This is a genomic window from Prevotella lacticifex (genome assembly GCF_019973375.1).
GTDB classification, from domain to species: domain Bacteria; phylum Bacteroidota; class Bacteroidia; order Bacteroidales; family Bacteroidaceae; genus Prevotella; species Prevotella lacticifex.
In genome coordinates, this window is sequence record NZ_BPTV01000001.1 from 452,272 (window position 1) to 476,163 (window position 23,892).

Sequence of the window (23,892 nt, forward strand, 5' to 3'; positions counted from 1 at the left end):
CCGTAATTGGCTTGTAAAGCTACACGGTTACGAATGTTCTGATAGCGATTTTTATCTCTTTCAGCCATTCGATATAGTCATTGTCTCCATGAAAAATCTTGGAGGTGACGAAATATGGTTTGTTCTTATCTGCAATTTTATTGACTTGCTCTAATTTATATTATTTTGCGGTATATATTATAACCACTCCCAATATAATAGCTAATACAAAGTTTATAGCCAAGCTATAATTCAGTCTTGACTCAACCTTATTCAAAGAATTCCTGAAAGAGTCTGTAGCTTCAGAAAGTTTTTGAGATGCAGAATTGGCAGAGTCAATTACAGACTTGCGGTCTTTCTCAAAAGCAGCAACCTTCTGATTGTAATCAGTCCCAATGGCAGCAACAAGTTCTTTGACTTTTGTAGTCAAGTTTCTCAGTTGAGTCACATATTCGGATGTTGAATTGTGTAATCCATCATACGAATTTATTGTTCTTTCTACTTGTTTTCGAGCTGAGTCGATATTTTTAAGACCTTGCTCCAACTCCTTCAGGGAGTCATTGATTCTTTGGTCAATCATATTTCTGTATATTTATTTTTGATGTTACTAAATGCTTTTACATGTTCTTCCAATTGGATTGCCAACTGGATTTTGTTTATGTATTCTTTATCTTTTAGAGCAGCATGCTTGATAAGAAGTTGCGTAAACTCATCTATCAGGGCTGACTTACCTTCATCCATATACTGTTCATACACAGCTTTATAATCATTGTAGAGTTCATCTTCCAGCATTTCGTTTGCCTCTTGTCCAAGATATAGGATGCAGAATACATTGATAAGGTTTAATACAGGATTCATTTCCGCAATGGCACGACGTATCAATCGAACAGCACCTTGAAGATGTTTTATATTATCCATTTGCGAGTCGTTGTTTACGATTTCTGCATCCACGACTCTCATATACTTTCTCACAAGTTCAAAACTTGTAATCTTATCTTCTGAATAAATATCGTGGCTTGTGTCATCTTTCAATGAGAAAGGCACATCCTGTTGTAAGTTGGAATCGTATGTAACAAATCCCTCACGCGCATATTTAGAATTAAAGTAATAATAAATGAAGTCTTTTAGCTCCTCATTTGTTTCCTTCCAATCCTTTTTTGAGCTAATGGCCATATTGCAGAACTGCTCCATATCAAGGATTCCTCGTGCTCGCTTATCGGCAATACTCTTATAAATAAAAGAAGTAAGGTGCTTCAAGCAAGCCATGATTACTCCTTCGTTATTGGCAAGTGCTTTTACCTCGGTCATCATGCTTTCTACCTTTTCAGCAGAATAATACTTGCGATAGTACAGCCTGAGATGTTCGTAATATTCTGATTCGTCTTGGCAGATAGTCGTGATACGGAACGTTCGTTTTGAATAATCTTCTGTGAAATCATCAATTAGGCCTACAACGCACATTCTATAAATAGCCTTCTGTATGGCATCCTTATAAACAGCAGAACCATAATCACGGATATAGCTATATCCACGACTATTTTTTAAATTTTTGGCATTATATGTATTGAATACAGGCATATTTTTTGCAGAAAGATACTTATTATATTCATCAAGGACTTTCTCGTCTTCTTCGTATGATATATAATAAGTTAATATTTGTCCCTTTTCATATCGCTTTATAAACTTGACAATGCCTTGTGAATTTACAATACACGGCTTGTCTATGTCATAAAACTCCTCATTACTAATCTTTACTTGTAGGTTATTCATAAGTAGTTCCATGACAAACAATTCAAACTCTTCACCAAGAAAGTTGCTATCATAGAAGAATTTGTTATTCGTGTAATCTGCAGAAAAATCGGCGCAGGGGGATTTTTCCGTGGATGTCCCTGCACTCGCCTAACTAAAATATAGTGAAACAGCGTTGCTGATGTCGGGAAACTATGTTACCTTTGCAGCATGGCAAAGAAACTATCGACATTCGACTACTCAACATTAGTCCGTTACATGCTGCCCGATGGCATCCTTGATTACTTCGAGATCACTAAGATCGACGAAGAAGTTACTAACGAGAAGGACGAAACAGGCACCGTCATCCGTATTCTTCACATCTACCTTGACGAGCGCGACCTGCGTGACAAGGTCTGGCATGACCTTCAGCCCAACGGTTTCACGGAGCCTCGCTTGTTCAATGACTTCCCACAACGCGAGCATAAAGTTCTGCTGCATGTCCGTCGCCGTCGTTGGTTGGACGGAGACGGTCACAACGTCGTCCTTGAAACCCTGCCTCTTGTGGCAGAGGGAACCTGCTACTCTGTAGAGTTTGCGGATTTCTTAAAAAAAATGGTTGGATGCCTTCCCAGTGACGGCCCAATGCGTGGGGCGCTTCTTCCGGACTGACGGGAAGTACCTCGGGCGTGCCTACAAGGAGCATCTGAGTGGCTTTACGGACTGGGACCAGAAGGAGCATGCCGGTGAGTGGGTGCTTCAAGAGAAGAACATGGGCGAGCGACTGTGCATAGACGAGACGATGCTTCACCATGACCTGATCACGTTCCTCTCCAACAGGGACGGACACTGCAAGAAGGGAACACTCATAGCTGCAGTCAAGGGCACGACCGTTGCTGACGTGACGAAGCATTTTGACGAGATACAAGAAGAGAGCCGAAATAAAGTCAAGGAGGTGTCGATGGACTTCTCCGACAGCATGATGGGCATTGTCAAGAAGTCCTTCCCACAGGCAGAGATAGTTATAGACCATTTCCATTCTGAATTTTCAATTAATTTGTAGCGATAATCTTCTAAGACTCGTTTTTCTTTGGCCTTCCTCTTTTTCTACCTACCTTTTTCGACTTGTATCCCGGTTCACACCCGGCTGGGATGTCAAGCCCAAAAGCCTTCGCAATCTCTACCTGCTTCCCGACAAAAGGTGTTATCTTGGTGGTATGCCCCTGTCGCTCGATACATCTTATGTTCCTCATCTCGTCAAGCATGTCCAGTGAAGAGGCGAACATGCTGTGAAGGCCTGTCGTCTTCCAGATGTGTCTAATATATGATCCTATGACTAATCCGACGAACAAGATGAACAGCCTGCCGGTCTTACCGTCCTCGCTCCAATTTCTTTGTCTGTCAGAGCACATCTCCGTCTTCATCTGCTGGAAGTACTTTTCCTGCTCGTCTCTCAATTTGTAGTGAGCCAGAGCTTGTGGCGCTGTCAAATCCAGCCCGAGCGTTACAATGGCGACAAACCCTAAAAGTCTGAGTGAGTCGTTGTACTTCTTCTCGTTCTTCTCAAACGACACGACATGCCTTTTCTTGTCCAGTTTTACGTCAAACATGCAGAAGTCCCTTTTGAGTGTCTCATCGTCAGGGGCTTCCTCTTTGCCATCAATCATCTGCTGAAGACTGCTTCTCTGCCCTTCGACTTTCATGTCTATGTTGATTTGCCCCTCGCTTCTCCACGAGGGATTGAAGAACAGATTCAGGCGCATCTTGCTTGCTGTCTTTTCGGACTTGCCCTTTCCATGTACCTTGTAGTCAATGTCGTACTGTTTGTAATACAGCTTGCTGTCAAGGTCTATCTCCATTCCGTCCGGACGGACATTGAAGTCTCCAAGGCTGTCTATTTTGTCGCTGATAAACTTGTGGCCGGTCTTCATACACATTATAGCGGGCTGGTCATGAAGAATGTTGTCCTCAAGGATTTGCACTGTCCCATAGCCCCTGTCCGTTATCATTACGTAATTCGTAAAACCGGCACAGCGCAGGTCAGACTGGATGACACCCATAGTGCGTGAGTCAGGGATGTTACCGGGAAACGACCTGTAATAGATGGGCATGTGGTTGCTGAGAGTATAGACTACAACTTCATTCGTCTGCGCCAAGGCAATGTTCTCCTTGTTGTGCCCCCAGCGTATGTCGGCCAGACTGCTCCCGTAAGCCGACCTGCTTGTGGAGTCAACAGCACAGAGCTCCATCTTTCCAATTCTTTCTGAACGAAGGCGCAACAAGGCCTGGCGGTCTTTCTCAGTGATTGACTGCGTAAGACGGGTGATGTCTCCCGGAGACATTTCGCGCGCGGACGGAGTCTTGGTGTATCTCTGCCAGCGAGCGAGCCTGCTGTAAGAATAGCTGGAAATATAGGGGAACATGGCAAGCGTCATGATGTCATCCACTTTCTCCTTGTTTCCCTCGAACACTTTCTCCAGATCCTCGCGTATCTTAGTCTTCTCCGCAACTCTTTCCATAAGCCACACGTCGCCATACAGACGGTTCTGCGCATCTCCATTGTAGGTGGGTCTCCCTGCTTTCCTCGTACTTGGCAAAGAGTCCAGTTCACTCAAATCCCATTCCTGTGGGAATAACAATTTCTTTCGCTCAGCAGGCGACATGTAGAGGTACACCTTGCCCGGAATGAACTTCAGGCTTTCGGTCACTGTGCCTAAATGAATGCTTTTGTTCATGCGCTTACCGGTTGCCTCGTTCGTCACACGTGGACGTAGTGTAGCATATCTATATCCGTTATTGATGTGAAGCGTCACCTTGTGAGCAGTCTCATCGCTTATAGGTCTTGCCATTATACTATATCATTGATTACCGCTACAAATGTAACAATAATAAGTGAAATGGCAAAACATAACAAACTAAATATTTACTGATTTATAGATAATTAGCTTTAGAGTGGGTATTATCGCTACAAATTAATCGAAAATTCAGATTTCCATGTCATCCAGCTTTATACGACCAGGGGACTTGATGCGATGCGCATGAAGCTCAAGCGCACCAACACGACCGAGGTCAAGAGAGAGGAGCGGGAGTTCAGAAAGCAGCAAGAGAAGCGGGCCAAGGCAAGGGACAGGTACGCCGAGACCCATGAGGTCAAGAAGAGCAAGAACGGCAAACGCCTCGGCAGGCCGCGCAAGCGGAAGAATGAAAAGTTTGAGCCGAAGAAACTCAGCAATGGAGAGACCAAAGCCGACTTGCTGACGCACGTAAGATACCCGCTGACGAAAAACCACAATGACTGGACTGACTTCCAGAAGGAGGAAATGCGCCTGCTCTTTGAGATTGAGCCAAAGATGAAGGCTGCATACGGTCTGCTCTGCGCCCTGCGCAACATCTTCAGCAAGAAAAAGGACAGGAAGAGTGCAAAGAAAGCGCTCCATAAGTGGTACAAGAATGTCGGAAGAACCCGCATTCGGGAAATCATATCAGTACGTGACACCATCAAGGCCAAAGAGGAGTATGTGCTAAACTTCTTCAACAACAGGTCAACGAATGCGCCAGCCGAGTCGCTCAACTCAAAGATTAAGGGACTGCGTGCTCAGGTGCATGGGGTCAGTGACCTTCCCTTCTTCATGTTCCGCTGTTTCACGATATTTGGTTAGGCGAGTGCAGGGGGCATCCACGGAAAAATCCCCCTGCGCCGAAAAATCTTGCCATTTATCAGTCCTTACATTTTTTACCCAAAATTTCTTCGGAGAATACATAATTGTAGCTAATGCCATCTTCTTGTCACGCCCAGCACGTCCAGCCTCCTGCACAAAAGACTCCAAGGAACCTGGGTAGTTCAAGTGGAATGTCATTCGCACATTAGACTTGTCGATACCCATACCAAAAGCCTTTGTCGCAACCATTATGTTAGTCCTACCTTTAAGAAAAGAATCTTGGCAGGCTGTATCATCACCACCTTTATATGTTGAAATGCTTCTTAACCCATGATTACGAAGAGTGGTTTCTACAGTTGGAACGCAGTTATACACATTTGCTTTATATTCCCTATTAGCCCGCAAGCAGAATACTATACCTGCAGTATCAGTATAGGTGCGATTATACCAATCCGACTCCACGTCAACACTAAGGTCTGTATGATATATATGACTAACCTTGTCGGAGTCCATTAAATTCTCTCGCTCTATAAAACGTTTTTTGATAGTCTCAACTGCATCTTCGTTTTGTATTTCAACTATCTTTCGAGTAGCATCATCAATAACTTCCAACAAGGTGTTTTCCTTAAGACAATCAACATCCTTCGATTTTTGAATGTCTTTTGCGTCAACCTCATAAACATTATATTGAAGCTCTAGACGATTTGTGTTTTCATACCTAACAGTTGCATCATCCTCTAAAGAATATGCATTCGGACCAGACAACTCACGTTCTACATCAGCGAGGACATCGAATGATGCTGTTGCTGTTAGGCCAAACAGTGATATATGGTTATCTTCTCCTTCCACTTCTTTTGGAAGTACATAATTAAATAAGTTTCTGCCAAGATGAAGATATGCAAGACGGAAATCATGTCCCCACTCAGATACACAATGAACCTCGTCTATTACACCATAAGCGAAATAGACACCTGATTCTCGCATAGAACGCAAAACCTCTCGGAAGCGATAAATACTCAAACGTTCTGGAGACAAGAACATTATTTGAACTTGCGAACCCGTCAATGCAAGTTCACGTTTTCTGCCTTCCTCATAATTCTTTGTGATGTCACTATTGATGTATGATATACAGTCTATGCCAATATTTAACAACCCATCATATTGGTCTTTCATCAAACCTTTTAATGGATCCACAACAAGTGTCACAGATGGTTGCAACATGGCTGCAAGTTGATAAGTCAAAGACTTACCTCCACCCGTTGGGAGCAGACCTATAACACTCTTTAATTGGAGTGCCCTGTTTAATATAGGTAACTGTCCAGGTCTGAAATCTTCTTTCCTAAAGATGAGATTTAAGAAATACTTGAGTCTTGAGCAATTATCTTCAATCTTATGATATATTCCGTGACTATCTTTTTCTACAAATGGCTTATAGTTAATACGCTCAGTTGTATAAAGGATTCGGTCTTCATACACTCTTTCTGATGAGCGCACGATAAAATAGCAATCATTTAAAACCTTAAATTTAGAGAAAGCAACCTCTTTTGCATTGCAAATCTGATCAATCGACACATCAATAACAGCATCGTATTCTATTTCAGACAAAGCATCTTTTTGGGCACTCACAGATATTTTTGGCAATACCATATGATCATAATCTTTTGTCATGGCAATGAGATTATGATAAGTCTCCGAAAAATCCTCTATAGAAATCTTTGCAACGGAAGTATTATCCTCAATAATGAGAATTTTCCATTCCTGTTTGTTTGTATCAAGTCGTTCCGAGATGATTGCTTCAATAAATGTTTTCTGAATACGCGCAACGGCATTTAGATTCTTTGCTTTTTGTTCATCAGACATGATTGAAACGTAATTCAGAATTCTCTTGCTTGCCAATGTAGGACACCCTCGTGAAATCAGATTGCTCATTAATGCATAGACTGGACACAAATTCTTATGAGCAGTTATATCAAAAGGAGCTAATATTTCAAACGCACTCTCTTTAAGGGACGAATTTCCTATCGTGTCCGTAAAAGATGCAAAATACTGAATAGGCGCAAAATATTTGTATTCATGCAGAATCTCAGACGTTTGTGAAAGACTATAACTGAAACTATTAATCAAGCAACCATATGCTTTACGGTTAGAATGGTGACCGAAATTAGTCTCTCTAAATTTAGTAAAGATATGAATATGATTTTCTACGAAATAGTTGCGAAAATATAATAATCGCCTTTCGTTACGATTGGCTGGCCCAATACAAAGTACAATATGCTTTTGACCTGAAGAGGTTATCATTTTAGAAACGCCCTTCAAGCTCACTGTTTCAATATCAAGTATGTTAGAAAATATGTGGATAGCGGTTGGCTGTTCTACATTTATAGAAGTGATACAATTGCTATTGTCTCCATTGTCCGATGGTAGATACTTTGAGACTGCAATAACATCAGCATTATAATCTTCCAATGCTTTTTTTACATGTATGACAGCTCTATCTCTTGCAACATCAGAAGGCTCTTCAAGAACAACTTTTCGAAGTTTGTCAAGCATGCCATGCTGACGGAACTTCTCGATTACAGCCATTGTTCCTATACCCTGACCACATCCCCAATCGTAAATTTCAATGCCGCCAGTTAAATCTGAATAAGGAAACTCCTTTTCATCCAAAGCACGCATAAGCTTATGACGATGCATAGCTCCATATGCAGACATGTAAGCACAACACTGCTCTTCTGTTTCTAAGACTGCAGTGCCATGCTCCAACATACGTCCTTGACCATCCTTGTACTTCCATGGTTCTAATTTATACCGATTAGGTACGTACTTGTTAGAAATACGAATAATCTCATTGATTGTCAGATTGTCTATACTATGAATGTCGTCTATATAGCTCATTTTCCCGTAATTGTTTCACTCCAAGGATTTTCTTTGTGATATTTATAATTCATTGCCGCAGCCTGCTTGCTTGCATTTGCATAGCAATATTCGCAACCATGCACACAAGTATTATATTCACCAATATCCTTGCTTTTTATACAACCACAAAATGCTCTTTGGCCTTTGTCCTTGTTGTCTCCATGAAGTGCATACATTCCATTAGGAAGTATGATAGCACTATCTGGTAAAGGCTCAGAGTCTCCAAATAGGCTTTTTTGTGGCATGGGATAGAATTTGACTTTTAGATAATCCATTAATTTTTTGTCATCATAGGCTAACTTAATGATAAGTTCATCGTCAACACAATGATTCTTTTTAACTCCAAACTCTGTCAGGTCTATTTTCTCTCCACATGTTGCCAGTTCATATCCCCATTTTTGATTAAGCACAGATAATCGACGAGCGAACTCTCGCATTTGATCTTCTTGCCAATCTGTATAATTTATATTGGCTTTTTGAAGATTGGCTTGTACCTTGCGATAGGAAAGTATATCAGCAAAACTAAACACAAGTTTCTCTGTATATCCCTGTAACTGGTTACCGATATTTTCAACTTTATCAAGCAACTTACCGATATTAATGTTATCGGTGAGAACTAAAGGGTCAAAACGCCAAATCACATGCCCCTTACCAAGAGCATTGGTAAGTTGTTTGAATGTTTCTATACGTTGTTTTAGAGGAGGAACATTCTTTTCCAACCCTTCTTCCTCATAATCATTCAATGAGTATTGGATATAGCATCCTATTTCACGTTGTTTCAGGATAGGCAGATAACGCAACAAAGGCTTGGGATTCTTCGACCAAAACACAATAAACCGTGTGTCCTTGTAAGACACATAACTTTTCACCCCATTAAAAGGGTTTGTCCATGCAGAATAGCCAGCTTTAGCAAGACGGTAAAAGAACCAATCTGCATAGAAAGCAGGTATGTCCGTGCTTCTACTTGCAGAAACAAGAATAGGAACTTGCATATCTACAAGTTCCCCATTCTCACGTGGAAGTTTTTGTTTAGCCCATGTTGCCATAAATTCTATCTGTATATTTTACTTAAGATATATTCTTTTAGATTTTTTTGTGGAGCATATGATATATGTTCCACCATTTCTGCGACTTGGTTAACCTGTCCTGTAATTTGATCTACAATTAACATAGGAACAAAACCTGCATTGTCATAATATGACTTTATCATACTCAAAGCATAGTTCGCAACAATATCTCTTGACTCATCTGATGAATGTTGGTTAGACGCAAGCATAGGAACAAGCTCTCTGGCAAAGACATCTGTGATGTCTGGAATTGCCCGTCCTTCAGCAAGTTTCAAGTCTTCTGTAATATTGAATGGATTGTATGAGACTTTCTTTGGGTGTACTTTAAGAGGATTGGAAGGCTTCTTGCAGTTTTTACCAGAAAGTTTCTCTATAGCCTTGGTCACTGTATGTATATTGCTTTCCATCTTTTTCAATTTATTACCTGCTTCGTTGTCATCAAGCTCCAAATTGAATATAACCTGTAAAACATCAGACCAATTATCAGCTAAATCCCGAACAACGTTTCGTCTGTGAGAATCATCAGATATGCTTAATTTAACCAAAACATAATGAGAGGCAATATTATTATCGGTTATATCAGAAACTTTACCATAAGCGTATTCTTCCTCATAATAGTAGCCAAATACACCTGCGTATGAGAATAGCATACTTTTCATTTTCTCGTTTCTGCCTCCAACTAAACGGTCTGATTTCAAAAAGATATAACTAATGTCGGAAAGAATAGCAATTATCGACTTCAGTTCATCTTTAGAGAACAAAGCTGTTGATTGGCTTGTTCTTTGGTATTCCAAATCAACATTTCTATCATACATATGTAGAATGCATTTTTGAATTATGCCATTCTGCCAAATTATGGAAAAGCCATAATCTGACAAATCTATCTCTTGCCATCCAAAAGGTGTTTGCGCAGAGACACAATATCCCTTAAGCAAAATCTCGGTATTTGAGAATTTTACTACACGCATTGGTTTGGGGGCAAACTGTGGTTGTCCTGTATCTCCATTTGTTGCAGTCAAGATATACCCATCTCCAGGTGTAAGCTGATACCCAGAACATCCATTGATGTTCTTTTTGATTTTTATATATCTCGGACAGACTTGTAATCCTCTTACAGGTTGACCATTTTCATAACGCTGATGACAGGTAGAATCAAATTCGAAATTAGACAAGAACGATTCTTCACGCCTTTGTTGCTCTTCTTGCTTACGACGCTCTTCCAATCGTCGTTGTTCTTCTGCACGACGCTTTTCTTCTTCTTGAAGACGCAATTGTTCTTGTCGTGCTTTCTCTTTCTTTTTATTGTTTAAAAAATCGAATATTCCCATATCAAAAAGTTAGTCCATCAGTAGCCTAAAGGACATATTAGTTAAACGAAAAGCGTGGCACTGCTATAGCCACGTCTTAAAGTGCAGGCCCTAAGAAAACCTTAATCAACAGATAGTAAAGCAGCCCACGCTATAACGTGGGAACTGCCATGCCTATTCTTGTTGATTTTGTGTTTCAGTTTCTCAGGCTTTGCACTTACAAGAGTAGCATAACGCTCCTAATAATTCTTAATGTCTGGAAAAGGTTGTACCCAATCCAATAGCAAAATTACAGAAAATATCTGTAAGAAAATTTAATTTTCCCCTTGGTCTTGCGTTAATTTTTCTTTGTATCATTTTTATTCTCTGTTGACTTACATCATTGAAATCAGTACCATTTGGTATGTATTGCCTTATGAGGCCATTGGTGTTTTCGATGCCACCTTTTGATAGGCAAAGTTACGAAAAATTTTCTATATACTAGCAGTGGAAAATGATTATTTTGTGATAATGATGTTATTCTATTTCTAACGAACCTATGAGCCAAGCATGAATAGCCATTATAGCAAAAAAGTGCTATTGATTATCAGACAGTTATTAGGGGCTCTATCTTGCTTTTGTCGCTGTCGCATGAAATCATGGTAAGGCAGCACATGATAAGCAAGACAATACGAACTGTAGTTGCTTTCATAGTCATATATTTTAATTTGTGGTTATTAGAACAATATGAATAGGTTTTCCTATACTATTTCTTCGTTAGATGTTAGCAAGACGATTCCCTGATCCTGCGATTGTTCTCATAAGGTTGATAGGTATATTTACGAAAAAAGCGTGGGATTCTTACCGTCACCCGTCCCACGCATAGAGACCTTTGCATTGCCCAATCAAGTTGAACGAGCAACGCAGAAACCCACGCCTGTATGTATATCGCACCTTTGGTATACCTTATATAATAAGGTATATCTTTGCCTGGTGAATACACACCCATGAACATCTACTGTTGCCATGCTCTTTGACTGATTAGAAGGTTGCAGAATTTCTATGCGTCAAGAACAAAGCGTTAAGTAAACGCCTAATCCATAAATCAATCCCCACTGTCAAGTCGCGGATGTGGTTCTCGATTGCAAATATACGAAGTTTTTTCAAAAAGGAACAATTTTAGACTGTTTCATTTTGCTTCATTTTTGAAATAGGATGTTTTTCTTGGCATTACAGCATGCATTTACGTTCTCAAACACAGCGTACGCAATAAAAAGACGACCGTACTACGACCGATATAAGGGCTAATATTTTTTAATCGTTACATCGGTTGTCTTGCCATCTCTTTGATTATCAATGCACATAACAGGTGTGTATTTATTTAAACGTCAGAAGACGACCGAGTTACGCCCCCCAAGAAGACCGTTTTCGACTATTCTAACGCCATTTACGACCGAATTTAGATTATGGACATTAACTTACATCGCCGAGACTTCTTAAGCCCTTTTGATTCTAAGAACATAATTAGATGATTAGCGAGAAACGGTTGGTCAGAACGCAGCTGCTAATACGTTACTAATTAAGAATATAACTGGATGATGCGGGGAGGACTATCTGTAGAGGCCCTTCTCGGTGATGAATGCGGCTACGGCAGGTGGCACGAGGGCATCGACGGGTAGGCCTTCGGCTATTCGGCGGCGTATCAGTGTGCTGCTGATGTCGATGAGCCGGGTGTTGAGGAGGCGGACGTTGGCGGGTAGGGTAGCGGGGTCGATGACCTCACCGGACCGTGGATAGACTACGATGTCGTAGTTGGCGAGAATTTCGTCGGCGTTGGCCCACCTGTCGAATGCTGCCCAGTTGTCGCCACCGATGAGCAGGGTGAAGGTGCAGTGGGGATAGACTTTACGGAGGTGTCTCAGCGTTACGTACATGAAAGACGGTCTGGGCAGATGGAACTCCACGTCGGACACCCTCATTCCGGGGATGTCGGCGACGGCCTTGCGCACCATCTCCAGTCGCAACGAGTCGTCGAGGAGGGCGTCGTTCTTCTTGAACGGATTCTGCGGTGAGACAACAAACCACACCTCGTCGAGTCCGGCCTGACGGAGGAACGCTTTGGCCAGTGCCACATGACCGTTGTGGAGGGGATTGAACGTGCCGCCGAAGATTCCTATGCGCAGCCCGCTGTCCGTGGCATCGGGTGTGAAATAGTCAAGATTTTTGATAGTTTTGGTTCCCATTGCTGTCCTTTTTTGTAAGTCGTTGATTATCAAGCGGATAATGAAGTATATCAAACTGCATTGCAAAACGGTCCATTTCGCATTGCGAAACGGTCTGTTTTGCGATGCGAAACGGACCGTTTTAGAATGCGAAACGGACCGTTTCGCAAAATGGCCTTGTACGGAGCTTATAGTTGTAAGAATTTTTTAACCAACTCGTAAGTCTCTTCCTCAGCCTTTTCGAGGTCGTCGTTGACGACCACATGGTCGAATTTCGGTGCGAACGTCATCTCGTAGCTTGCCTTGGCGAGTCGGTTGCGGATGGCCTCCTCGCTGTCGGTGCCGCGCCCGATGAGTCGCTGGCGCAGTTCGTCGACCGATGGTGCCTGAACGAAGATGCTCATGGCGCGGTCGCCGTAGAACTTCTTTATGTTGCAGCCGCCTTTGACGTCGACATCGAATACGACATTCTCGCCCTTTGCCGTCTGGTGTTCCACCTGTGACTTCAGGGTGCCGTAGAAGCGTCCGGCATAGACCTCCTCATACTCGAGGAATTCATCCTTGTCGATACGGTCTCTGAACTCGTCCTCCGAGAGGAAGAGATATTCCACTCCGTTCTTCTCGGTGCCCCGTGGCGCGCGCGTTGTGGCACTGATGGAGAAGGCCAGCCGGAGTTCGGGATGCTCCCTCATGAGCCACTGAACGATGGTGCTCTTGCCAGAGCCCGATGGTGCTGAGAATATTATCAGTTTTCCTGTTGTTTCCATTTTTAATCTTTTTGTCGGTCGTTGATAGTCTGTTTTTCCTTCTGCCAGGAGGAGTCATCACCGTGGCGACGGCCGCCGGAGACCAGAAAACCGTCGCCCGCTGACTGCGTTTATAGCGCGTTGAGCACCTGCTCCTTTATCTGCTCGAGCTCGTCCTTCATCTTCACGACGATGTTCTGCATCTCGGCGTTGTTGCTCTTCGATCCGGTTGTGTTTATCTCGCGTCCCATCTCCTGGGCTATGAATCCGAGCTTCTTGCCGATGCCGTGGCCCGTTTCCTTCATTGTCTCGCGGAAGTACTTCAGGTGGTTGGTCAGCCGCTGCTTCTCCTCGCTGATGTCGAGTTTCTCGATGTAGTAGATGAGCTCCTGCTCGAGGCGGTTCTTGTCGTACTCCACACCTGGGATCTGCTCCAGCCCCTTGACTATCTGCTCCCTGATTTTCGGCACGCGCTCCTTCTCGTAGGGCTCGATGCTGTGGAGCAGCCGCTCGATGTTGTCGACCTTCTCGTTGAATTTCTTCTCTAAGGCAGCACCTTCCTGGGTCCGGAACTCTATGAGATGCTGTATTGCCTCGTCGATAGCAGCCTTGGCGGCCTCCCACTCCTCGTCGTCGAGTTCCTCGACATCGGTCTTCGTTGTCACGTCGGGCAGACGCAGCAGTGTGCTGAACCAGTCGGCGGGCTCGGGGATTCCGGTCTTTGCGGCGATGTCCTTTATCTGGCGGTAGTAGTCCTCCACGAGGGCCGCGTTGATGGGTGTGGCGTCGACAGCCGTATCCTTTTCTATCCAGATAGCGAAGTCGACTTTACCCCGGATGACGGTCTTGGCGATGGTGCGGCGAATCTCCATCTCTTTCTCACGATAGAGCGGAGCAATGCGTGTCGACAGGTCGAGGGCCTTGCTGTTCAGCGATTTGATTTCAACATTGATTTTCTTTTCCTTGTAGGTTACGACAGCCTTGCCGTAGCCGGTCATAGACAATACCATAGTTGTTATAGCGTTAAATTTCTGCAAAAGTACGAAAAAACGGGGAAAAAGCAGTAAATTTGCAATCTTATTTAGAACATATTAAATTATGTCTTGCATTTTAAATATCGAAACGAGCACTTCGGTGTGCTCTGTAGCCATAATCAATGATGCTGAGTGCATCTTCAACAAGGAAGACCACAGCGGTCCCAACCATGCCGTGAAGCTTGGTGTGTACGTCGACGAGGCCCTGTCGTATATCGACAACCACGCCATTCCCCTCGACTATGTAGCCGTTAGCGGTGGCCCGGGGTCGTATACGGGTCTGCGTATCGGTGTGTCGATGGCCAAGGGTATATGCTACGGCCGTGGCGTGAAGCTCATCAGCGTGCCCACGCTCGAGCTGCTTGCCGTGCCGGTGCTGCTCCATCACGAGGAGATTGAGGACAACGCCCTCATCGTGCCGATGCTCGACGCCCGCCGCATGGAGGTCTACGCCGAGGTCTTCGACCGTGGGCTGAAGCCCGTGCGCGACATCCATTCCGACATTGTCGACGCCGACACCTACCGCGAGTACCTCGACCGTGGTCCGGTCTACTTCTTCGGCAACGGCGCGGCGAAGTGCATGGATGTCATTGCCCACCCCAACGCTCACCTCATCGACGGTATCGAGCCGCTGGCCAAGAACATGTATCCGTTGGCGGCGAAGCGTATCGCGGAGGAGAAATTTGAGGATGTGGCCTACTACGTGCCCTTCTATCTGAAGGATTTCGTAGCCAAGAAGCCCAAGCCGCTCCTCTGACGGCTGCTCCGCGGGCTTCCGCGATGCTACAAACGACAACATACAGAAAGAACAAACGATAATAATGAACATACAAGGATTAGACTACAACACCCAGCGCGAGAAGCTCGTCCTTCCCGAATATGGGCGCGAGATACAGAATATGGTCGACTACTGCATGACCATTCCCGACCGGCAACAGCGGCAGAAGTGCGCCGAGTCGATAGTGGCCGTTATGGATCGCATGACGGCCAAGAACCGATCGAACATCGACCACGAGCAGAAGCTCTGGGACCACCTTGCCATCATGTCGGGCTTCAAGCTCGATATCGACTATCCCGTCGACGTCAGCAACGCCCGGCAGATACTCCAGAAGCCGCAGCCGATGAGCTACCCGATGTCGAAAATCCCTATCCGCCACTACGGAAAGATTCTCTTTGAGCTCTTCGACAAGCTGAAAACTATGGAGCCCGGCAAGGAGCGCGACGACCTCGTGGGCTACACCGCCAACCAGATGAAGCGCGACCTGCTGATGTGGAGCCACGGCAGCAGCGACGACGAGAAGGTGGCCGACGACCTGTACCGTTTCACCGACGGGAAGATACGCCTCGATCTGAGCACCTTCAAGTTTGAGCGCATCAACATGAAGGACTTGAAGGAGAACAAAAAGAAAAAGAAATAACAAGGGCCTATGGAATCATTCATCATTGAGGGCGGACACCGTCTGCAGGGCACCATAACGCCGCAGGGCGCCAAAAACGAGGCCTTGGAGGTGATATGCGCCACGTTGCTCACCGACGAGGAGGTGGTAATACACAATATCCCGAATATCCTCGACGTCAACAACCTCATAAATCTCCTCAAGGAAATCGGCGTAAAGGTCAATAAACTCGGCGCTAACGACTATTCGTTCCAGGCCGACAACCTGCGCCTCGACTATCTCAGCAGTGTCGAATTCATCCAGAAGTGCGCGGCTCTCAGGGGCAGCGTGCTGATGATTGGTCCTCTGCTCGGACGCTTCCATAAGGCTACGGTGTCGAAACCGGGTGGCGACAAGATTGGCCGCCGGCGCCTCGACACCCATTTCCTCGGCTTCCACCACCTCGGTGCGAAATTCGTCCACAACGAGGAACGCGATGTCTACGAGATTCGGGCCGATGAGCTGAAGGGCTCGTACATGCTCCTCGATGAGGCCTCGGTGACGGGAACGGCCAATATCATCATGGCCGCCGTGATGGCCAAGGGCACTACCACAATATATAATGCGGCCTGTGAGCCCTACATCCAGCAGCTATGCCATCTGCTCAACGCCATGGGCGCGAGGATATCGGGCATCGCCAGCAACCTCCTCACCATTGAGGGCGTGGAGGGTCTGCACGGTGCCGACCACACTATCCTCCCCGATATGATCGAGGTGGGATCGTTCATCGGCATGGGAGCAATGGTCGGCGACGGCATCATCATCCGAGACGCGTCGGTGAAGAACCTCGGCATCATTCCCGATGCCTTCCGCCGGCTTGGCGTGAAAATCGAAATCGACGGCGACGATGTTATCGTTCCCAAGCAGAAACACTACGAGATAGACTCCTTTATCGACGGAACGTTCATGACAATCAGCGATGCGCCGTGGCCGGGACTGACTCCCGACCTCATCAGCGTGCTCCTCGTCGTGGCCACACAGGCCCGTGGCAGCGTCCTCTTCCATCAGAAGATGTTTGAGAGCCGCCTCTTCTTCGTCGACAAACTCATCGATATGGGAGCCCAGATAATCCTCTGCGACCCCCACCGCGCCGTCGTCGTGGGCCACGACCATAAGCGCAAGCTGCGCGCCCAGCGCATGACGAGCCCCGATATCCGTGCGGGTATAGCTCTGCTCATTGCCGCCATGAGTGCCAAGGGTACGAGTCGCATCGACAATATCGCCCAGATTGACCGCGGATACGAGAATATCGAGAACCGACTCAACGCCTTGGGAGCCAACATCATAAGGATTTGACGATGGAGTGGGGCGGTGATCGCAGATTGGCTCCGGCCGCTCCCGAAGGCGAAAACAGTCTGACAACGACAGAAAAATAATCTGAAATAAGGATAAAACGATAAGGATATATGACCGAACAGAACAGCGACAGCACGACAAACGGTGGCATGACGGCTCCGAAAGCTGCCGGCGCCACAATCGATGCTTTCCGTATTGGCCGCATTGGTAAGCCCCACGGCGTGCGCGGTGAGGTGTCGATGCAGTTCAGCGACGATGTCTTCGACCGCACCGATGCCGACTACGTATTCCTGAAAGTCGACGGTCTGCTTGTGCCATTCTTCATTGAGGAGTACCGTTTCCGCAGCGACGAGACCGTGCTGATGAAGTTCTGCGACATCGACGACGCCGACCATGCCCGCGAACTCACTGGCTGTGAGGTGTTTTTCCCGCGCGACTACTCCGCCGACGGTGCCGACGAGCGTGTCACCTGGGCCGAGATTATTGGCTACAGCGTTGTCGCCGACGACGGTCGGAGGGTCGGGACAATAAAGGCTGTCGACGATTCCACGATAAATATCCTTCTCGATGTTGTCGGCGACGATGGCTCCGAACATCTCATTCCGGCCGTCGACGACCTCATAAAGGATGTCGACAAGGGTAAGAAGGAGATAGTTATGACCATCCCCGATGGTCTGCTAAATCTTTGATTCCCAGTCGGCTGTCGTTATCTGGTGACTGGAACGGACTGTGGTAGTGCTGTAGCGACAAAACAAAGACAAAACTCCGGAGCGGCGCAAAGACTTCGATCAGCGTGCTCCACATATTATAATAATGAAGACAACGAACAATATCAATTCCATGTCGTCGTCGGTCAGCGGTGCTAAAGCTGTCCGCCGGCGGCAGATATGCATCCTCGGGTCGACGGGAAGCATTGGCACTCAGGGCCTTGATGTTATCTCGCAGCACCCCGACCTCTATGAGGCCTATGCCCTTACGGCCAACAACCATTGGGAGATGCTTGCCGAGCAGGCCCATAAGTTCCACCCCGCGGCAGTGGTCATAGCCAACGAAGCCCACTACGATGAGCTTCGCGAAGCCCTTGCCGACATGCCCGACGTGAAGGTTTATGCAGGCAGCCGCGCACTCGACGAGATCGTTGAGGCCGGCCCTATCGACATGGTGCTCACGGCAATGGTGGGATTCGCCGGACTGTCGCCGACCATCCACGCCATCAAAGCCCATAAGACCATCTGTCTGGCCAATAAGGAAACGCTGGTTGTTGCGGGCGAACTCATCTGCCGGTTGGCTCTGGAGAACCACGCTCCAATCCTGCCCGTCGACTCGGAGCATTCGGCTATATTCCAGAGTCTTGTCGGCGAGGACGACAACGAGATCGAGAAGATTCTCCTCACCTGCTCCGGCGGACCCTTCCGGACGTTCACCCACGAGCAGCTGCGGCACGTCACGGCCGCCGATGCCCTCAAGCATCCGACGTGGGAGATGGGTGCCAAAATTACCATCGACTCGGCATCGCTGATGAACAAAGGCTTTGAGGTCATGGAGGCCAAATGGCTCTTTGGTGTTCCGGCCGAGAAAATACAGGTCCTTATCCACCCGCAGAGCATCCTGCACAGTGCCGTGCAGTTTGCCGACGGGGCCGTGAAAGGCCAGCTCGGGGTGCCCGATATGCGGCTGCCAATACAGTATGCCTTCTCGTTCCCTAAGCGTCTGCACCTCAATGGCGACCGTCTCGACCTCTTCAAGCAGCCGTTGGAATTCTTTGAGCCCGACGTCGATAAGTTCAAGTGCCTCGCCATGGCTTACGAGGCCATACGCCGTGGCGGCAACATGCCGTGCATCGTCAACGCGGCCAACGAGATTGTCAACGCCGCCTTCCGCCAGGGTAAGTGCTCGTTCCTCGACATGGGCGACATTATAGAGAAAACAATGCAGCGCGCAACGTTCGATGCCAATCCCGACTACGACGTCTACGTAAGTACAGATGCCGAGGCCAGGGCCATAGCACGCGAACTGCTGTAGCGCTAACGACATACGGGGACCGCAGTCTCCAGTTACGCTATCAATATATTTCTAAATTAATAAAAGCAAAAAACGGAACCTCCGCACTACCACAGGGTGCCTTACGGGGCACTCAGAGGGAGGAAACGACGGAGGCGTTAAGTTATGGAAACATTTCTGATAAGATTAGTACAGTTCTTCATGTCCATCTCGCTGCTTGTTCTGCTCCACGAAGGCGGTCACGTGTTCTTCGCGAAGCTCTTCGGCGTGAGGGTGGAGAAGTTCTTCGTGTTCTTTGATGTTAAGATTGGGAAGTGGGCCGGAAAGCTATTCGCCTGGAAGCCAAAGAATTCGGATACTGAATACGGTATGGGATGGCTGCCGCTCGGCGGCTACTGTAAGATTGCCGGAATGATCGACGAGAGTATGGACACCGAGCAGATGAAACAGCCGCCACAGCCGTGGGAATTCCGCACGAAACCGGCATGGCAGCGGCTGCTGATAATGATTGGCGGTGTGACGGTGAATTTCATTCTTGCCCTGTTCATCTACTCCATGATTATGTTCCACTGGGGCAACACCTATTATCGTGTGGCCGATATGAGCATGGGTATGGAGTTCAACGCTCAGGCCAAGTCGATGGGATTCCGCGATCACGACATCATGATCGGCACAGACCGCGGCCCGTTCAAGGAGTTCATGAATGTCAACGGCGACTTCTTCCGGCAGATTGCCAAGGCTAAGCGTGTCGATGTCATGCGCAACGGTAAGAAGGTGAGTATCAAGATGCCCGGCGATTTGGACATGCTCGCGATGATAAAGAGCTATCCTATTTTTGCCGTCCCGTATATCCCAGCCACCGTCGACAGTGTCTTCGCTGGCTCGGCGGCTGCAAAGGCCGGCATTAAGAAGGGCGACCGCATAGTGGCTGTCAACGGAAAGGAGGTGGCCACATGGAGCGATTTCGACTATCATAAGACCGTCCTCGGCGACGAACTTAAAGCTGCCAAGACAAGTGCCGACTCGATGAAGATACGTAACGTGGTCCTCGTTGTGGCACGGCAGGGCAAGAGTGCCACCGACACTCTGCACATGACGCTCGCCCCCGACCTCACCGTTGGTGTCGCTCAGACGTCGTTGCGCAACTATTATAAGCCCGTTACCGAGACCTACGGATTCTTCGAGAGCTTCCCTGCCGGTGTGAAATATGGTTGGAATATCCTCCGCGGATATGTCAGCAACTTCCAGTATCTCTTCTCGTCCGACGGTGCCAAGAGTCTCGGCGGTTTCGGTTCGATAGGCAGTCTGTTCCCACCCTATTGGGACTGGCACGACTTCTGGATGATGACGGCGTTCCTCAGCATTATCCTCGCCTTCATGAACATCCTGCCGATTCCGGCACTCGACGGCGGTCACGTACTGTTCCTGCTCTACGAGATGATTACGCGCCGCAAGCCGAGCGAGAAGTTCATGATTTACGCCGAGTACGCGGGAATAACCATTCTCCTGCTGTTGCTCATCGTGGCCAATCTCAACGACATTCTCAGGTGGTTAGGCTACATGTAAAGAAACGAAAAATTATTAACACAACATTATCATTAAGTCCTCGCCCTGAGGCACCGGAGGCCGCTTGAAAGTCGTCGGATGCCCGGGGAAGGCAAACAAATTATGGCAAAGAAAATTACTGACATGGTCTCCTGGGTCGGCAAGGTCGACTGGGAACTGAAACATTTCCATGGCGACGAGCTGTCGACGACGAAGGGCTCGAGCTACAATGCCTACCTCATCCAAGATGAGAAAACGGTGCTCATCGATACCGTTTGGAAACCCTACGACGATGAGTTCGTAGCCAATTTAAAGAAGGTTATCGACCTGAAGAAGATCGACTATATAGTCATGAACCACAACGAAATCGACCACAGCGGTGCTCTTCCCGAGCTGCTGCGCGAGATTCCGGGCACTCCTATCTACTGTACGAAGAAGGGCGAGGCCATCCTTCGCGGTCACTATCATCAGGATTGGAACTACGTGAATGTCAAAACGGGCGACAAACTGAATATCGGTAAGTCGACACTCACATTCATTGAGGCTCCGATGCTGCACTGGCCCGACACGATGTTCACCTATATGGATACCGACGAGATTCTCTTCTCCAACGACGGCTTTGGCCAGCACTATGCTTCCGAGTCCCTTTACAACGATTGTGTCGACGAGCATGACGTGATGTATGAGGCCGAGAAGTACTGGACAAACATCATCAACCCCTATGCTATGATGGCTACGAGGAAGGTTAACGAGATTCTGAAGATGAATCTTCCGCTGAAAATGATTTGTCCGAGCCACGGAATTATCTGGAAGGAGAATCCCACAAAGATTATCGAGAAGTACCTCGAGTGGGCCAACGCCTACCAGGAGAACCAGATAACCATCGTCTACGACACCATGTGGCAGTCGACACGGCGTATGGCTGAGGCCATTGCCAAGGGCATCCGGGAAGCCGATCCTACGGTGACGGTGAAGATTGTCAACGCCGTGAAGGACGATAAGAACGACATCCTCACCGAGATGTTCCAGTCGAAAGCGGTTCTCGTGGGCTCTCCTACCATCAATTACGGATATTCCTACGCCATTGCCGGAATCCTCGAAATGGCTAAAGGCCTGAAATTCAAGAAGAAGAAAGCGGCAGCCTTCGGCAGCTATGGATGGAGTGGCGATGCACCAAAGCAGATTACCGAGGCCCTCAAAGGTGCCGGTTTTGAGATCGTCAACGACGGAATAAAGAAGCTGTGGGTTCCCGACGAGGAGGCTCTTGCCGACTGTGAGGCCTATGGCCGCGACTTTGCAGAGGCTGTAAAGTGAGCCTGATGCGGTGGATAACCATTCTTCTACTCTTTCTCCTCCCCTTCACCGCGGGAGGAGCAAGGAGAGATGACATCTACAACAGATACGTTAAGATGCCGTCGAAGGAGCTGTTCTTCATCGCCAACAGCAAGCTGCAGCTAAACAAACCGTCGAACGACACATCCCTTGTATGCTACACCATCATCTACAACCGCTATCAGGACGACGCTCCCGTGGCCGAAAAGCAGATGATGGTGGAGACATGCATGCACCTCTGGTCAATTTATTTCTATACCTATTACGACTATCCCAAGTGCTTTGAGTTCATCGCCAAGGCCCGTGATATAGCCAAATCGATACAAAAGCCCAATCCGCTCATATACCTTTCCTTCGGTGCTATGTACCAGACTATAGCCGAGGAAAGCCACAATACACCGCTCAACGAGAAGGCTCTCGGCTACTATCGGCAGGCTTTTGCCGTCTCGCAGCGTCTCCACGACCATCTGCATATTGACATGGCTCTGACCAATGTCATCAGTGTGGCCCACGAATTGATGCAAACGCCATCGATAGCAGGCGAAATGAGGGCGTACCGCCGTAGTAACCACGGTGGACTTCTGTACAATTACAACCTTATCCTCTATGATGCCGTGAGCCGCGAGGAGCAGGGACGGAAGGATGCAGCCATCGAATGCTACGACCGCCAGATAGCCATGCTCGGCGACAATAAGCAGTATTCGCGCCTTGTTTACTTCACTTTTGTCAACAAAGCCCGTGCTTTGGAGACTATGGGCCGTTACCGCGATGCCATCGCTACGATGCAAAAACCGCGGGAAATAGCCAAGCAGCAGAATCAGAAAGACCTCCAATTGGAAGTCTATGACCTGCTGTCAGCATTATATAATAAGGTAGGCGATACGCGACAATATACTTCCAATCGTGAAAAATACTACCAGCTGAAGGACACCCTCACCAGTTACCGGCAGGTGGCAAGCGTCAACGAGATGGAATTTCAGCAGCAGATGAACACCATGAGCGACGAAATTCGCGACATCAGCCACCGTCATGCCGTTCAGACGACCATAAGTATCGTGGCCAGCGCTGTGGCTGCGGTTATCCTTTTGCTCCTTTTTGTCGTCTACCGCCAGAACCGCCGTCTCCGTGAAAGCAACCGCCAGCTCTACCATCAGAACGTGAGCATGCTCAAGGCCGAAGAAGAACAGCGGCAGTTGCGGCGCAAGGCAAACGTTACCAAGGTGCCCGAGGAAGGGCTTGTCGACAGCATCGTTGAGGTGATGGAGAATAATGATGAAATTTTTCAGCCCGGTTTCAACGTTGAGCGTCTTGCCTCTTTGGTAGGCTCAAGATATAGATACGTGTCGCAGGTGATACATGAGCGTTTCGGCTGCAACTTCAATACGTTTCTCAACGAGTATAGAATTAAGGAGGCCTGCAAGCGAATGAACGACACGGAGCACTACGGCAATCTTACAATAGAGGCGATTTCATCGGGCGTGGGCTTCAAATCGCGTACATCATTTGTCACATCATTCAAACGCTTTACAGGATTAACGCCATCGGAGTATCAGACTCAGGCAAAGCGTGAAAATTCGTACAAATAGTAGAAATCTGCACATATAGGATAACAAATCATCGGTTATCTGTTGATTTTATCGTTAAT

General features: G+C 47.1%; 20 protein-coding genes and 1 pseudogene. 11 read left to right on the forward strand and 10 right to left on the reverse strand.

What is annotated here, in order from left to right; translation table 11 throughout:
- Positions 1-160: 160 nt before the first annotated feature.
- Positions 161-559, reverse strand: coding sequence for a hypothetical protein (locus LDN30_RS01705; protein WP_223928551.1), 399 nt, complete (start codon positions 557-559; stop codon positions 161-163).
- Positions 556-1,749: a hypothetical protein gene (locus tag LDN30_RS01710; protein ID WP_223928552.1), complete on the reverse strand. Its 1,194-nt coding sequence runs from the start codon at positions 1,747-1,749 to the stop codon at positions 556-558. The genes LDN30_RS01705 and LDN30_RS01710 overlap by 4 nt, the downstream gene beginning before the upstream one ends.
- A gap of 189 nt (positions 1,750-1,938) precedes the next feature.
- Here LDN30_RS01710 and LDN30_RS01715 point away from each other — a divergent pair, with 189 nt between their 5' ends.
- On the forward strand, positions 1,939-2,379 hold the full coding sequence (locus tag LDN30_RS01715; RefSeq protein ID WP_223925203.1) for an ISAon1 family transposase N-terminal region protein: 441 nt from the start codon (positions 1,939-1,941) through the stop codon (positions 2,377-2,379).
- Positions 2,357-2,770 (forward strand): transposase, encoded by a 414-nt coding sequence (locus tag LDN30_RS01720; RefSeq protein ID WP_223928553.1) that lies wholly within the window; start codon positions 2,357-2,359, stop codon positions 2,768-2,770. Before LDN30_RS01715 ends, LDN30_RS01720 begins: the two co-directional genes overlap by 23 nt.
- Positions 2,771-2,780: 10 nt before the next feature.
- Here LDN30_RS01720 and LDN30_RS01725 read toward each other — a convergent pair whose 3' ends face one another.
- Positions 2,781-4,556, reverse strand: a complete 1,776-nt coding sequence (locus LDN30_RS01725; RefSeq protein WP_223928554.1) for an IS1634 family transposase — start codon at positions 4,554-4,556, stop codon at positions 2,781-2,783.
- A 189-nt stretch (positions 4,557-4,745) separates the two neighbouring features.
- Here LDN30_RS01725 and LDN30_RS01730 point away from each other — a divergent pair, with 189 nt between their 5' ends.
- Positions 4,746-5,366, forward strand: coding sequence for a transposase (locus tag LDN30_RS01730; RefSeq protein WP_241427213.1), 621 nt, complete (start codon positions 4,746-4,748; stop codon positions 5,364-5,366).
- On the opposite strand, the gene LDN30_RS01735 is transcribed toward LDN30_RS01730, so the two are convergent.
- The 7 genes and pseudogenes from LDN30_RS01735 to LDN30_RS01765 form a co-directional block, all read right to left on the reverse strand.
- Positions 5,280-8,261: a DEAD/DEAH box helicase gene (locus LDN30_RS01735; RefSeq protein ID WP_223928555.1), complete on the reverse strand. Its 2,982-nt coding sequence runs from the start codon at positions 8,259-8,261 to the stop codon at positions 5,280-5,282. The genes LDN30_RS01730 and LDN30_RS01735 overlap by 87 nt on opposite strands.
- Entirely contained in the window at positions 8,258-9,328 is a 1,071-nt protein-coding gene (locus tag LDN30_RS01740; RefSeq protein ID WP_223928556.1) for a DUF1848 domain-containing protein, read from the reverse strand. The genes LDN30_RS01735 and LDN30_RS01740 overlap by 4 nt, the downstream gene beginning before the upstream one ends.
- A 5-nt stretch (positions 9,329-9,333) precedes the next feature.
- On the reverse strand, positions 9,334-10,677 hold the full coding sequence (locus LDN30_RS01745; protein WP_223928557.1) for a hypothetical protein: 1,344 nt from the start codon (positions 10,675-10,677) through the stop codon (positions 9,334-9,336).
- Between the two features lie 228 nt (positions 10,678-10,905).
- Positions 10,906-11,103 (reverse strand): annotated as a pseudogene (locus tag LDN30_RS16580) (hypothetical protein); the annotation flags it as partial.
- A 1,142-nt stretch (positions 11,104-12,245) separates the two neighbouring features.
- Entirely contained in the window at positions 12,246-12,878 is a 633-nt protein-coding gene (gene nadD, locus LDN30_RS01755) for a nicotinate (nicotinamide) nucleotide adenylyltransferase (RefSeq protein WP_223928558.1), read from the reverse strand.
- A 167-nt stretch (positions 12,879-13,045) separates the two neighbouring features.
- Positions 13,046-13,624 carry a guanylate kinase gene (gmk, locus tag LDN30_RS01760; RefSeq protein WP_223928559.1) on the reverse strand — a complete coding sequence of 193 codons (579 nt, stop codon included), beginning with the start codon at positions 13,622-13,624 and terminating at the stop codon, positions 13,046-13,048.
- Between the two features lie 110 nt (positions 13,625-13,734).
- Complete coding sequence (locus LDN30_RS01765; protein WP_223928560.1) at positions 13,735-14,613, reverse strand: YicC/YloC family endoribonuclease; 879 nt, start codon at positions 14,611-14,613, stop codon at positions 13,735-13,737.
- A gap of 88 nt (positions 14,614-14,701) precedes the next feature.
- Between LDN30_RS01765 and tsaB the strand changes: the two genes are divergently transcribed.
- The 8 genes from tsaB to LDN30_RS01805 all read left to right on the forward strand — a co-directional run bounded on the left by tsaB (position 14,702) and on the right by LDN30_RS01805 (position 23,833).
- Positions 14,702-15,394: a tRNA (adenosine(37)-N6)-threonylcarbamoyltransferase complex dimerization subunit type 1 TsaB gene (gene tsaB / locus LDN30_RS01770; protein ID WP_223926861.1), complete on the forward strand. Its 693-nt coding sequence runs from the start codon at positions 14,702-14,704 to the stop codon at positions 15,392-15,394.
- 64 nt (positions 15,395-15,458) lie between these two features.
- Positions 15,459-16,055, forward strand: a complete 597-nt coding sequence (locus tag LDN30_RS01775) for a DUF4290 domain-containing protein (protein WP_223928561.1) — start codon at positions 15,459-15,461, stop codon at positions 16,053-16,055.
- Between the two features lie 9 nt (positions 16,056-16,064).
- Complete coding sequence (murA, locus tag LDN30_RS01780) at positions 16,065-17,369, forward strand: UDP-N-acetylglucosamine 1-carboxyvinyltransferase (RefSeq protein ID WP_223928562.1); 1,305 nt, start codon at positions 16,065-16,067, stop codon at positions 17,367-17,369.
- A 149-nt stretch (positions 17,370-17,518) separates the two neighbouring features.
- A complete protein-coding gene (rimM, locus tag LDN30_RS01785) occupies positions 17,519-18,058 on the forward strand; it encodes a ribosome maturation factor RimM (protein ID WP_223929413.1) in 540 nt (179 codons plus the stop codon).
- 151 nt (positions 18,059-18,209) lie between these two features.
- Positions 18,210-19,391: a 1-deoxy-D-xylulose-5-phosphate reductoisomerase gene (locus tag LDN30_RS01790; RefSeq protein ID WP_223929414.1), complete on the forward strand. Its 1,182-nt coding sequence runs from the start codon at positions 18,210-18,212 to the stop codon at positions 19,389-19,391.
- Between the two features lie 144 nt (positions 19,392-19,535).
- Complete coding sequence (gene rseP, locus LDN30_RS01795) at positions 19,536-20,936, forward strand: RIP metalloprotease RseP (RefSeq protein ID WP_223928563.1); 1,401 nt, start codon at positions 19,536-19,538, stop codon at positions 20,934-20,936.
- A gap of 102 nt (positions 20,937-21,038) precedes the next feature.
- Entirely contained in the window at positions 21,039-22,229 is a 1,191-nt protein-coding gene (locus LDN30_RS01800) for an anaerobic nitric oxide reductase flavorubredoxin (RefSeq protein WP_223928564.1), read from the forward strand.
- Positions 22,230-22,234: 5 nt separating this feature from the next.
- Positions 22,235-23,833 (forward strand): helix-turn-helix domain-containing protein, encoded by a 1,599-nt coding sequence (locus tag LDN30_RS01805; protein ID WP_223929415.1) that lies wholly within the window; start codon positions 22,235-22,237, stop codon positions 23,831-23,833.
- Positions 23,834-23,892: the final 59 nt, after the last annotated feature.